Here is a 12,516-nt window from a genome sequence, read left to right on the forward strand (position 1 = left end):
GTCTACGTTTCGCGATCCGTGAAGGTGGCCGTACAGTAGGTGCTGGTGTTGTTGCTAAGATCTTCGACTAATTCATAGCGAATTAGCGATGCTTTCGGAAAATCTTGAATTAGATTTGACGAACCAGTAGCAAAAAGGGCATCATTTGATGCCCTTTTTCTGCACTCAACATTATTTTTGCTGTTTTCTTGTTCAGAAGTGGGTTGGGCGCAGAGCAAGATTAAGCAAAGAGGCTTAATCTTAAGAAGAGTACGCTGATTTTTTCAGCGATATGGAGTTTGCCCTGCAACAGCGGGGTTGTTGTCGTCTATATTAAGACTTGTAACAGGTTGGTTTTATGAAAGCAAATAATGCTGAAACTCCTGATAGCTCAAACGCAGCAGATACGTTTAAGTGGGTAGCCGCTTTCGTATTGGCAGCTGCCGCTGTTGTGGGTAATTACCTGTATGGTGAAATGTCTGTAGTGGTTCGTGCTGCAGGCGTTGTTGTTCTTATTGCAGCTGCCTTAGGCGTTGCAGCAACAACGACTAAAGGTAAAGCAGCGATCAGTTTTGCAAAAGAATCTCGTATGGAAGTACGTAAAGTTGTTTGGCCTACTCGCCAAGAAACCATGCAAACAACACTGATCGTTTTAGCTGTAAGTATTGTAATGGCTCTAGTGCTATGGGGTATTGACGGAATTATGGTTCGTCTAGTAGCTCTAGCAACTGGGGTATAGAGGGTTTTTATTCATGAGTGAAGCTCCAAAAAAACGCTGGTATGTGGTTCAAGCCTTCTCTGGATTTGAAGGTCGTGTAGCTCAATCTCTGCGCGAGCATATCAAAATGCACGGCATGGAAGAGCTATTCGGTGAAGTACTGGTTCCTACTGAAGAAGTAGTGGAAATGCGCGCGGGTCAGCGTCGCAAATCTGAGCGTAAGTTCTTCCCAGGTTACGTCCTTGTTCAGATGATTATGAACGATGAATCATGGCACCTAGTACGCAGTGTGCCGCGTGTCATGGGCTTCATTGGTGGTACCTCAGACCGTCCGGCACCTATCACGGATAAAGAGGCTGACGCGATTCTTAATCGTCTTGAGAAAGCGAGTGAAGCGCCTCGTCCGCGTACAATGTACGAAGCGGGTGAAGTGGTACGTGTTAACGAAGGTCCATTTGCTGATTTCAACGGTACTGTTGAAGAAGTGGATTACGAGAAGAGCCGCCTGAAAGTGTCTGTATCGATCTTTGGTCGTGCGACACCAGTTGAGCTTGAATTTGGTCAGGTTGAAAAGCTGGACTAAGACTCTTCGTTAAAGAGTATAAAAAATCACCTTTTTAGGGTTGTATAAGGCGCGGATTATGACTATAATTTCGCGCCTTTTTACTTCAAGTGAAGTAAAAAGTTTCTTACACAAACGGGGAGCTGATCCGCGATTAGCGTTTGTACCCAAACTTAGGAATTATCATGGCTAAGAAAGTTGAAGCTTACATCAAGCTACAAGTTGCTGCTGGTATGGCTAACCCTAGTCCACCAGTAGGTCCTGCACTAGGTCAACACGGTGTGAACATCATGGAATTCTGTAAAGCGTTCAACGCAAAAACAGAATCTATTGAGAAAGGTCTACCAACTCCAGTAGTTATCACAGTATACAGCGACCGTTCTTTCACGTTCGTAACTAAGACTCCACCTGCTGCTGTTCTTCTTAAGAAAGCTGCTGGCGTTAAGTCTGGTTCAGGTCGTCCAAACACTGAAAAAGTTGGTACTGTAACTGACGCTCAAATCCAAGAAATCGCAGAAACTAAAGCTGCTGATATGACTGGTGCTGACATCGAAGCGATGAAGCGTTCTATCGCTGGTACTGCTCGTTCAATGGGCCTAGTGGTAGAGGGTTAATAAGATGGCAAAACTAACTAAGCGCATGCGCGTAATCCGCGAAAAAGTTGACGTAACTAAAGAATACGAAATCAACGAAGCTGTTGCTCTTCTTCAAGAACTAGCGACTGCTAAATTCGTTGAGTCTGTAGACGTTGCTGTTAACCTAGGCATTGATGCTCGTAAATCTGACCAGAACGTACGTGGTGCAACTGTACTACCTCACGGTACTGGCCGCGAAATCCGCGTTGCAGTGTTCACTCAAGGTGCTAACGCTGAAGCAGCTAAAGAAGCTGGCGCAGACATCGTAGGTATGGAAGATCTTGCTGAGCAAGTTAAGAAAGGCGAAATGAACTTTGACGTAGTTGTTGCTTCTCCAGATGCAATGCGCGTTGTAGGTCAACTAGGTACTATCCTAGGTCCTCGCGGTCTTATGCCAAACCCTAAAGTTGGTACTGTAACTCCTAACGTTGCTGAAGCAGTTAAAAACGCTAAAGCTGGTCAGGTTCGTTACCGTAACGACAAAAACGGCATCATCCACACTACTATCGGTAAAGCAAACTTCTCTGCTGAGCAGATCAAAGAGAACCTAGAAGCACTTCTAGTTGCTCTGAAGAAAGCTAAGCCATCTTCAGCGAAAGGTACTTTCCTGAAGAAAGTAAGCATCTCTACTACTATGGGTGCTGGTGTTGCTGTTGATCAGGCTAGCCTGAACACTCAAGCATAATTTATTTGCTTAGGCGCAAAATTAGTGTATAATTTTGCGCCTAATATTTGTGGTTGGGGCTGAACTTTGGTTCTTTGAACTGTCTCCTAGTTCGAAATGAATTAAGACCCAGTCTCCGTCCAAGACCGTAGGTGTTTGTGTAAAAGCAAACTTAATTATCCTACGTAGATGGTGCCCGAACTGACAGAAAGCTCTATGTAATATAGTTAACTTTCTTCTGGGGAAGCACCTCAATAGCTCTCACTGTCGTGATGATAGTGAGTGGTGTAACGACAACCAGGAGTAAATCCAAGATGGCTTTAAACCTTCAAGACAAAAAAGCAATTGTTGCTGAAGTCAACGAAGCTGCCAGTGGTGCACTTTCTGCAGTTGTAGCTGATTCTCGTGGCGTTCAAGTTGGCGCGATGACTTCTCTACGTAAACAAGCTCGTGAAGCTGGCGTTTACATGAGAGTTGTTCGTAACACTCTTGCTCGTCGTGCGGTTGAAGGTACTGAGTACGAGTGTCTAACTGATACTTTCACTGGTCCTACTCTAATCGCATTCTCTAATGAGCACCCAGGTGCTGCAGCGCGTCTTTTCAAAGACTTCGCTAAAGAGAACAAAGATTTCGAGATCAAAGCTGCTGCATTTGAAGGCGCTTTAACTGACGCTGAAGTACTAGCAACACTACCAACTTACGACGAAGCAATTGCACGCCTAATGATGTGCATGAAAGAAGCTTCGGCTGGCAAGCTGGCGCGTACTATCGCAGCTATCCGCGATCAAAAACAAGAAGCAGCGGCATAAGCCTTGCTTTTTACTGGTTGCTTAATAAACTTATTGTTGACTTAAAAGAGAATTGTTATGTCTATTACTAACGAGCAAATCCTAGACGCAGTTGCAGAAATGTCTGTAATGCAAGTTGTTGAACTAATCGAAGCAATGGAAGAGAAATTCGGTGTTTCTGCTGCTGCTGCTGTTGTAGCTGGCGGCGCTGCTGCAGGCGAAGCTGCTGCTGAGCAAACTGAATTCGACGTAATCCTAGAAGCTGCTGGCGGTAACAAAGTTGCTGTAATCAAAGCAGTACGTGGCGCAACTGGCCTAGGTCTTAAAGAAGCTAAAGCTCTAGTAGACGGCGCTCCAGCACCTCTTAAAGAAGGTGTTGAGAAAGCAGAAGCTGAAGCTCTTAAAGCTCAGCTAGAAGAAGCTGGTGCAACTGTTGCTGTTAAGTAATTATTGCATAGTTTCTTAGCCTAACGGCTAATTGGCTGGTGGTTTTTTAACCACCGGCCTTTTTGCGCTGTAGGGTATAGGCGAATTTTCCCGCTGTTTAAGCGCCTGATATCCATGCAAAAAACATTTCATTCTTACGAAATGAAATGTCACTACAGTAAACAGCTATATTAGTCACTGTCCCTTACCCCCTTAAGTAACTAGGAGCGGGCGGACAGTTTGGGTCACTTATCAGCGAGCTGAGGAACCCCATGGTTTACTCTTATACCGAGAAAAAGCGCATCCGTAAGGACTTTGGTACTCGTCCACAAGTTTTGGACATTCCATACCTGCTATCGATCCAGCTCGATTCGTTCGACAAATTTATCGAACAGGATCCTGAAGGTCAATACGGTCTTGAAGCCGCTTTCCGTTCTGTATTCCCGATTCAGAGCTACAACGGCAATTCTGAGCTGCAATACGTTAGCTACCGTCTTGGTGAGCCAGTTTTTGACGTTAAAGAATGTCAAATCCGCGGTGTAACTTACTCAAAGCCACTACGTGTAAAACTACGCCTAGTTATCTTTGATAAAGACGCGCCAGCAGGTACTGTAAAAGACATTAAAGAACAAGAAGTCTACATGGGTGAAATTCCACTCATGACAGACAATGGTACCTTCGTAATCAACGGTACCGAGAGGGTTATCGTATCCCAGCTGCACCGAAGCCCAGGCGTGTTCTTCGACAGCGATAAGGGTAAGACCCACTCTTCAGGTAAAGTTTTATACAACGCACGTGTTATTCCTTACCGTGGTTCATGGCTTGATTTCGAGTTTGATCCTAAGGATAACTTGTACGTTCGTATCGACCGCCGTCGTAAGCTACCAGCATCGATCATCCTTCGTGCACTAGGTAAGTCGACAGAAGAAATCCTAGATATCTTCTTCGAGAAAGTGAACTTCGAAGTGAAAGACCAAACTCTATTGATGGAGTTGGTTCCTGATCGTCTACGTGGTGAAACTGCGTCATTCGACATCGAAGCAAATGGTAAAGTTTACGTTGAGCAGGGTCGTCGCGTAACAGCTCGTCATATCCGCCAACTAGAAAAAGATGGCGTTGATCACATCGAAGTACCAGTTGAGTACATCGTTGGTAAAGTTGCATCTAAAGATTACATCAATGAAGCAACTGGCGAGATCATTGTTAACGCTAACCAGGAAATCAGCCTGGAAGCATTAGCGAACCTATCTCAGGCTGGCCACAAAGCGCTAGAAGTTCTATTCACGAACGATCTAGACCACGGTCCATTCATGTCAGAAACACTACGTATCGACAGCACGGTTGATCGTATTTCTGCATTGGTAGAAATCTACCGCATGATGCGCCCTGGTGAGCCGCCAACAAAAGAAGCTGCAGAAGCTCTATTCGAAAGCCTATTCTTCTCTGAAGAGCGTTACGATCTATCGACTGTTGGTCGTATGAAGTTCAACAGCTCTATCGGCCGTGAAGATGCTCAAGAGCAAGGCACACTTGATGAAACTGATATCATCGAAGTGATGAAGAAGCTGATCGCGATCCGTAACGGTAAGGGCGAAGTGGACGATATCGACCACCTAGGCAACCGTCGTATCCGTTCTGTAGGCGAAATGGCTGAGAACCAGTTCCGTGTAGGTCTAGTACGTGTTGAGCGTGCAGTTAAAGAGCGTCTAAGCCTAGGCGATCTTGACGCAATCATGCCTCAAGACTTGATCAACGCGAAGCCAATTTCTGCGGCAGTTAAAGAATTCTTTGGCTCTTCACAGCTTTCACAGTTCATGGACCAAAACAACCCGCTATCAGAAGTAACGCACAAGCGTCGTATTTCTGCATTGGGTCCTGGCGGTCTAACTCGTGAACGTGCTGGCTTCGAAGTACGTGACGTACACGTAACTCACTACGGTCGTCTATGTCCTATCGAAACGCCTGAAGGTCCAAACATCGGTCTGATCAACTCTCTATCTGCGTTTGCGCGTTGTAACGAGTACGGTTTCCTAGAGACACCATACCGTCGCGTTGTAGATGGCGTAGTAACAGACGAAGTAGATTACCTATCTGCAATCGAAGAAGGCCAATTCGTTATCGCACAGGCGAACGCTAAGCTAAACGAAGATGGTACTTTTGCAGATGAGCTGATCACAGCTCGTCAGAAAGGTGAATCTGGTCTACACCCTCGTGAGCACGCTCAGTACATGGACGTTGCGACAAACCAGGTTGTATCTATCGCTGCATCGCTTATCCCGTTCCTAGAACACGATGATGCGAACCGTGCATTGATGGGTGCGAACATGCAACGTCAGGCAGTTCCAACACTGAAAGCTGACAAACCGCTTGTTGGTACTGGTATTGAACGTAACGTAGCCGTTGACTCAGGTGTAACTGCAGTTGCTAAACGTGGTGGTGTAATCCAGTCAGTAGATGCTTCTCGTATCGTTGTTAAAGTTAACGAAGAAGAGCTAGTACCAGGTGAAGCTGGTATCGACATCTACAACCTGACTAAATACACACGTTCTAACCAGAATACATGTATTAACCAGCGCCCATGTGTGATGCCAGGTGAGCCTGTATCACGCGGTGACGTTCTTGCTGATGGTCCTTCAACAGACCTTGGTGAACTAGCGCTTGGTCAAAACATGCGTATCGCGTTCATGCCTTGGAACGGTTACAACTTCGAAGACTCGATCTTAGTATCTGAGCGCGTAGTTCAAGAAGACCGTTTCACGACTATCCACATCCAAGAACTGACTTGTGTGGCGCGTGATACTAAGCTTGGTTCTGAAGAGATCACAGCGGATATTCCAAACGTAGGTGAGTCTGCTCTGTCTAAACTAGACGAGTCAGGTATCGTTTACATCGGTGCTGAAGTTAAGGGTGGCGACATCCTAGTTGGTAAAGTTACACCTAAAGGTGAAACTCAGCTAACGCCTGAAGAGAAGCTACTACGTGCAATCTTCGGTGAAAAAGCATCTGACGTTAAAGATACTTCACTACGTGTACCTAACTCTGTATCAGGTACGATCATCGACGTTCAAGTCTTTACTCGCGATGGCGTAGAGAAAGACAAGCGTGCGCTTGAAATCGAACAGATGCAGCTTAAAGAAGCGAAGAAAGACCTAACTGAAGAATTCCAGATTCTTGAGGGCGGCCTTCTAAACCGTGTTAAAGCTGTATTGATTGAAGGCGGTTACTCTGAAGCGAAACTAGACACAACTGATCGTAAGAAGTGGCTAGAACTAACGCTAGAAGATGACGCACTACAAACTCAGCTTGAGCAACTTGCTGAGCAGTGGGATGAGCTAAAAGCCGACTTCGATAAGAAGTTCGAAACTAAGCGTCGTAAGATCACTCAAGGTGATGATTTAGCACCTGGTGTACTGAAGATCGTTAAGGTTTACCTAGCGGTTAAACGTCGCATTCAGCCTGGTGATAAGATGGCGGGTCGTCACGGTAACAAGGGTGTAATCTCTAAGATCAACCCTGTTGAAGACATGCCATACGATGAGAAAGGTCAGCCTGTAGACATCGTACTTAACCCACTGGGTGTACCTTCGCGTATGAACATCGGTCAGATCCTAGAAGTACACTTAGGTCTGGCAGCGAAAGGTATCGGTGACAAGATCAACCAGATGGTTAAAGAGCAGCAAGAACTAGCGAAATTCCGCGAGTTCCTACAAAAAGTTTACGATCTAGGCGACACTCGCCAGAAAGTAGACATTGCTTCTCTATCTGATGATGAAGTACGTACTCTGATCAAGAACTTGCGTGGCGGTCTACCAATCGCGACTCCTGTATTTGATGGCGCTCCAGAAGAGTCAATCAAAGCACTTCTTGAGCTAGCAGATCTACCAACATCAGGTCAGTTAACACTGTTTGATGGTCGCACAGGTGATGCGTTTGAGCGTCCTGTAACTGTTGGTTACATGTACATGCTGAAACTGAACCACCTTGTTGATGACAAGATGCACGCTCGTTCAACTGGTTCGTACAGCCTAGTAACTCAGCAGCCACTAGGTGGTAAAGCTCAGTTCGGTGGTCAGCGTTTCGGTGAGATGGAAGTATGGGCACTAGAAGCATACGGTGCTGCTTACACGCTACAAGAAATGCTAACGGTTAAGTCGGATGACGTTAACGGCCGTACTAAGATGTACAAGAACATCGTAGACGGTAACCACAGCATGGAACCTGGCATGCCAGAATCGTTCAACGTACTGTTGAAAGAGATCCGCTCGCTAGGTATCAACATCGAGCTAGAAGACGAAGAGTAATCCTTTTCTCTCTTGATGAAAGTCGAGAGAATCAAAGCGATTATTTGGAAGAAGGTGCTCACTTTAGCGAGTGAGCTCCTTTTAACTCCTTACAGGAGCTGATTGTGAAAGACTTATTAAACTTTCTAAAAGCACAGCATAAGACCGAAGAATTTGATGCAATCAAAATCGGTCTATCTTCACCAGACATGATCCGTTCATGGTCTTTCGGTGAAGTTAAAAAACCTGAAACGATCAACTATCGTACGTTCAAACCTGAACGCGATGGTCTGTTCTGTGCGCGTATCTTTGGTCCAGTTAAAGACTACGAATGTCTTTGTGGTAAGTACAAGCGCCTGAAGCACCGTGGTGTTATCTGTGAGAAGTGTGGTGTAGAAGTTACACAAACTAAAGTTCGTCGTGACCGTATGGGCCACATTGAACTGGCTTCACCAGTAGCTCACATCTGGTTCCTAAAATCGCTACCGTCTCGTATCGGTCTACTAATGGATATCCCTCTACGTGATATCGAACGCGTTCTGTACTTCGAAATGTACGTAGTAACAGAGCCTGGTATGACTGATCTAGAAAAAGGTCAGATGCTTACTGAAGAAGAGTATCTAGATCGTCTAGAAGAGTGGGGCGACGAGTTCACTGCTAAGATGGGTGCGGAAGCTATCAAGGACCTACTAGGTTCTATGGATATGCACGCTGAAGCAGAACAAATGCGTGAAGAGTTAGAGACAACAAACTCTGAAACTAAGCGTAAGAAAGTAACTAAGCGTCTTAAGCTGGTAGAAGCGTTCATCGCATCGGGTAACAACCCTGAGTGGATGATCCTAACTGTACTTCCAGTACTTCCGCCAGATCTACGTCCTCTAGTACCTCTAGATGGCGGTCGCTTTGCGACTTCTGATCTTAACGATCTATACCGTCGTGTGATCAACCGTAACAACCGTTTGAAGCGTCTTCTAGAGCTAGCTGCTCCGGACATCATCGTACGTAACGAAAAACGTATGCTGCAAGAGTCTGTTGATGCGCTACTAGATAACGGTCGTCGTGGTCGTGCGATCACAGGTTCTAACAAGCGTCCTCTGAAATCTCTTGCTGATATGATCAAGGGTAAACAAGGTCGTTTCCGTCAGAACCTTCTAGGTAAACGTGTAGACTACTCTGGCCGTTCTGTAATCACAGTAGGCCCATACCTTCGTCTACACCAGTGTGGTCTTCCTAAGAAGATGGCACTTGAGCTATTCAAACCATTCATCTACAGCAAGCTAGAGACTCGTGGTCTTGCGACTACAATCAAAGCTGCTAAGAAAATGGTAGAGCGTGAAGAAGCGGTCGTTTGGGATATCCTAGACGAAGTAATCCGTGAACACCCAGTACTATTGAACCGTGCACCGACACTTCACCGTCTAGGTATCCAGGCGTTCGAACCAGTACTGATCGAAGGTAAAGCGATTCAGCTACACCCACTTGTTTGTGCGGCGTACAACGCGGACTTCGATGGTGACCAAATGGCGGTTCACGTACCTCTAACTCTAGAGGCACAACTTGAAGCTCGTACTCTGATGATGTCGACAAACAACATTCTGTCGCCAGCGTCAGGTGATCCGATCATCGTACCTTCTCAGGACGTTGTATTGGGTCTGTACTACATGACTCGTGAAAAGATCAACGTGAAAGGTGAAGGCATGTACCTTTCTGGCCCAGAAGAGGCTGAGAAAGCATACCGCACTAAACAAGCTGAGCTTCACGCACGCGTTAAAGTACGTATTACAGAAACTGTTGTAGACGAAGACGGCAACAGCACTACAGAAACCAAGATGGTAGACACCACTGTTGGTCGTGCAATGCTATGGCAAATCGTGCCAGCTGGTCTACCGTACAGCATCGTTAACCAAAAGCTAGGTAAGAAGCAAATCTCTAACCTACTTAACGAGGCGTACCGTAAACTAGGTCTGAAAGACACAGTAATCTTCGCTGACCAAATCATGTACACAGGTTTCGCATACGCGGCACTTTCTGGTGTATCTGTTGGTATCGACGATATGGTTGTACCAGCAGCTAAGTACACTGAAATCGCAGAAGCGGAAGAAGAAGTACGTGAAATCCAGGAACAGTACCAATCAGGTCTTGTTACTGCGGGCGAACGCTACAACAAAGTTATCGATATCTGGGCATCGACCAACGACCGTGTTGCGAAAGCAATGATGGAAAACCTTTCATCTGAAACGGTAGTTAACCGTGACGGTGAAGAGGAACAGCAAGAGTCATTCAACAGCATCTATATGATGGCGGACTCGGGCGCTCGTGGTTCTGCAGCACAGATTCGTCAGCTTGCGGGTATGCGTGGTCTGATGGCGCGTCCAGATGGTTCAATCATCGAAACGCCGATCACAGCGAACTTTAAAGAAGGTCTAAACGTACTTCAGTACTTTATCTCAACGCACGGTGCTCGTAAGGGTCTTGCGGATACGGCACTGAAAACAGCGAACTCGGGTTACCTAACTCGTCGTCTAGTAGACGTTGCTCAAGACGTTGTTGTAACTGAACATGACTGTGGCACTCACGAAGGTGTCGACATGATGCCTCACATCGAGGGTGGTGATGTTAAAGTTGCACTTTCTGAGCTTGCTCTTGGTCGTGTTGTTGCTGAAGACGTACTAAAACCTGGCACTGAAGACGTTCTTATTCCACGTAACACCCTGATCGATGAGAAGTGGTGTCAAATCATGGAAGAGAACTCAGTAGACAGCATGAAAGTGCGCTCTGTAGTAACGTGTGATTCTGACTTCGGTTGTTGTGCACAATGTTACGGTCGTGACCTAGCACGTGGTCACCTAGTGAACCAAGGTGAAGCAGTGGGTGTTATTGCTGCTCAGTCTATCGGTGAGCCAGGTACACAGCTAACGATGCGTACGTTCCACATCGGTGGTGCGGCATCGACAGCAGCGGCAGAGAACAGTGTTCAAGTTAAGAACAACGGTTCTATCAAGCTACACAACGCTAAATCTGTATTGGCTGATGACGGTAAGATCGTTATCACTTCTCGTGCGACAGAGTTAACTATCGTTGATGAGTTTGGTCGTACTAAAGAGAAGCACAAACTGCCTTACGGTACGCTACTAAGCAAAGGCGATGGTGATACAGTTCAAGCTGGCGAAACAGTTGCAAACTGGGAAGCGCACACACTACCTATCATTACTGAGGTAGCAGGTCGCATCCAGTTCGTAGATATGATCGACGGCGTAACAGTATCTCGTCAAACGGATGACCTAACTGGTCTATCTTCAAGCGAAGTAACTGACCCAGCAGCTCGCCCTTCAGCAGGTAAAGATATGCGTCCAGCTATCAAACTTGTTGACGAGCAAGGTAACGATGTAATGATCCCTGGTACTGATATGCCAGCTCACTACTTCCTACCTGGTAAAGCGATTGTGAACATCGAAGATGGCGCAGCAGTAGGTGTTGGTGCAACACTAGCACGTATTCCTCAGAAGTCTGGCGGTAACAAAGATATCACCGGTGGTCTTCCACGAGTTGCTGACCTATTTGAAGCACGTAAGCCGAAAGAGCCTGCAATCCTTGCTGAGCACACAGGTACTGTGAGCTTTGGTAAAGAGACGAAAGGTAAACGTCGCCTAGTGATCACACGTGAAAGCGGTGAAGCTTACGAAGAGATGATTCCTAAGCATCGTCAGTTGAACGTATTCGAAGGTGAAAAAGTTGAACGTGGTGATGTGATCGCAGATGGTCCAGAGTCTCCACATGACATCCTACGTCTACGTGGCGTACACGCGGTAACGCAGTACATTGCTAACGAAGTACAGGAAGTTTACCGTCTACAAGGCGTTAAGATTAACGATAAGCACATTGAAACTATCGTTCGTCAGATGCTACGTAAGTGTACTATTACTCACTCTGGTGACTCTGAGTTCCTACCTGGTGAGCAGATTGAATACTCACAAGTTAAGATTGCTAACCGTAACCTAGAAGCTGAAGGCAAAGAGCCTGCACGTTTCGAACGTGAACTACTAGGTATTACTAAAGCATCTCTAGCGACTGAGTCGTTCATCTCTGCGGCATCGTTCCAGGAGACAACTCGCGTACTAACGGAAGCTGCGGTTTCTGGTAAGCGTGATGACCTACGTGGTCTGAAAGAGAACGTAATTGTTGGTCGTCTGATCCCAGCTGGTACTGGTTTCGCATACCACCAAGAGCGTCAAGCTAAACGTTCTGAAGCGCAAGATGGTCCTTCTGCTGAGCAAGCAACGGATAACCTAGCGGCACTTCTAAACGCTGGTTTCTCTTCTGAAGAGTAAGTCATATAACGAGTAATCGTTAAAAGCTTAAGAAAAAGGCACCTTCGGGTGCCTTTTTAGTTTTCAGCCCTAAACCACCTACTTCAGTAGGTGGTTATCATCCGTTTCGGCTTTGCCTGTAAAACTACTCATGCTA

Annotated in this window: 8 protein-coding genes and 1 pseudogene; all 9 read left to right on the plus strand. The window is 46.2% G+C overall.

The window, feature by feature from the left end; all coding sequences use genetic code 11:
* Positions 1–71, plus strand: a pseudogene (locus R7M92_RS24120) (elongation factor Tu); the annotation flags it as partial.
* 266 nt (positions 72–337) lie between these two features.
* Positions 338–718, plus strand: a complete 381-nt coding sequence (secE, locus tag R7M92_RS24125) for a preprotein translocase subunit SecE (RefSeq protein WP_005384680.1) — start codon at positions 338–340, stop codon at positions 716–718.
* A 13-nt stretch (positions 719–731) separates the two neighbouring features.
* Positions 732–1,280: a transcription termination/antitermination protein NusG gene (gene nusG / locus R7M92_RS24130; protein WP_005384681.1), complete on the plus strand. Its 549-nt coding sequence runs from the start codon at positions 732–734 to the stop codon at positions 1,278–1,280.
* A gap of 164 nt (positions 1,281–1,444) precedes the next feature.
* Positions 1,445–1,873, plus strand: coding sequence for a 50S ribosomal protein L11 (rplK, locus tag R7M92_RS24135; RefSeq protein ID WP_005384682.1), 429 nt, complete (start codon positions 1,445–1,447; stop codon positions 1,871–1,873).
* Positions 1,874–1,877: 4 nt separating this feature from the next.
* The gene (rplA, locus tag R7M92_RS24140; RefSeq protein WP_005384683.1) at positions 1,878–2,579 is read left to right on the plus strand and encodes a 50S ribosomal protein L1; all 702 of its coding nucleotides are present in this window, start codon (positions 1,878–1,880) and stop codon (positions 2,577–2,579) included.
* Between the two features lie 293 nt (positions 2,580–2,872).
* The gene (rplJ, locus tag R7M92_RS24145; RefSeq protein ID WP_005382538.1) at positions 2,873–3,367 is read left to right on the plus strand and encodes a 50S ribosomal protein L10; all 495 of its coding nucleotides are present in this window, start codon (positions 2,873–2,875) and stop codon (positions 3,365–3,367) included.
* Between the two features lie 57 nt (positions 3,368–3,424).
* Positions 3,425–3,793 (plus strand): 50S ribosomal protein L7/L12, encoded by a 369-nt coding sequence (gene rplL, locus R7M92_RS24150; protein WP_005382540.1) that lies wholly within the window; start codon positions 3,425–3,427, stop codon positions 3,791–3,793.
* A 251-nt stretch (positions 3,794–4,044) separates the two neighbouring features.
* Positions 4,045–8,073: a DNA-directed RNA polymerase subunit beta gene (gene rpoB / locus R7M92_RS24155; RefSeq protein WP_005384685.1), complete on the plus strand. Its 4,029-nt coding sequence runs from the start codon at positions 4,045–4,047 to the stop codon at positions 8,071–8,073.
* Between the two features lie 104 nt (positions 8,074–8,177).
* Positions 8,178–12,380, plus strand: a complete 4,203-nt coding sequence (rpoC, locus tag R7M92_RS24160) for a DNA-directed RNA polymerase subunit beta' (RefSeq protein WP_005382514.1) — start codon at positions 8,178–8,180, stop codon at positions 12,378–12,380.
* Positions 12,381–12,516 lie beyond the last annotated feature (136 nt).

This window comes from Vibrio sp. Vb2880, from assembly GCF_033337975.1.
Classification (GTDB): domain Bacteria; phylum Pseudomonadota; class Gammaproteobacteria; order Enterobacterales; family Vibrionaceae; genus Vibrio; species Vibrio alginolyticus.

Bases quoted from the DNA above. Each gene is read 5' to 3' on its own strand.
- nusG (WP_005384681.1), top strand. From the start codon at position 732: ATGAGTGAAGCTCCAAAAAAACGCTGGTATGTGGTTCAAGCCTTCTCT.
- rplL (WP_005382540.1), top strand. From the start codon at position 3,425: ATGTCTATTACTAACGAGCAAATCCTAGACGCAGTTGCAGAAATGTCT.
- rplK (WP_005384682.1), top strand. From the start codon at position 1,445: ATGGCTAAGAAAGTTGAAGCTTACATCAAGCTACAAGTTGCTGCTGGT.
- rplA (WP_005384683.1), top strand. From the start codon at position 1,878: ATGGCAAAACTAACTAAGCGCATGCGCGTAATCCGCGAAAAAGTTGAC.
- rpoB (WP_005384685.1), top strand. From the start codon at position 4,045: ATGGTTTACTCTTATACCGAGAAAAAGCGCATCCGTAAGGACTTTGGT.
- rplJ (WP_005382538.1), top strand. From the start codon at position 2,873: ATGGCTTTAAACCTTCAAGACAAAAAAGCAATTGTTGCTGAAGTCAAC.
- secE (WP_005384680.1), top strand. From the start codon at position 338: ATGAAAGCAAATAATGCTGAAACTCCTGATAGCTCAAACGCAGCAGAT.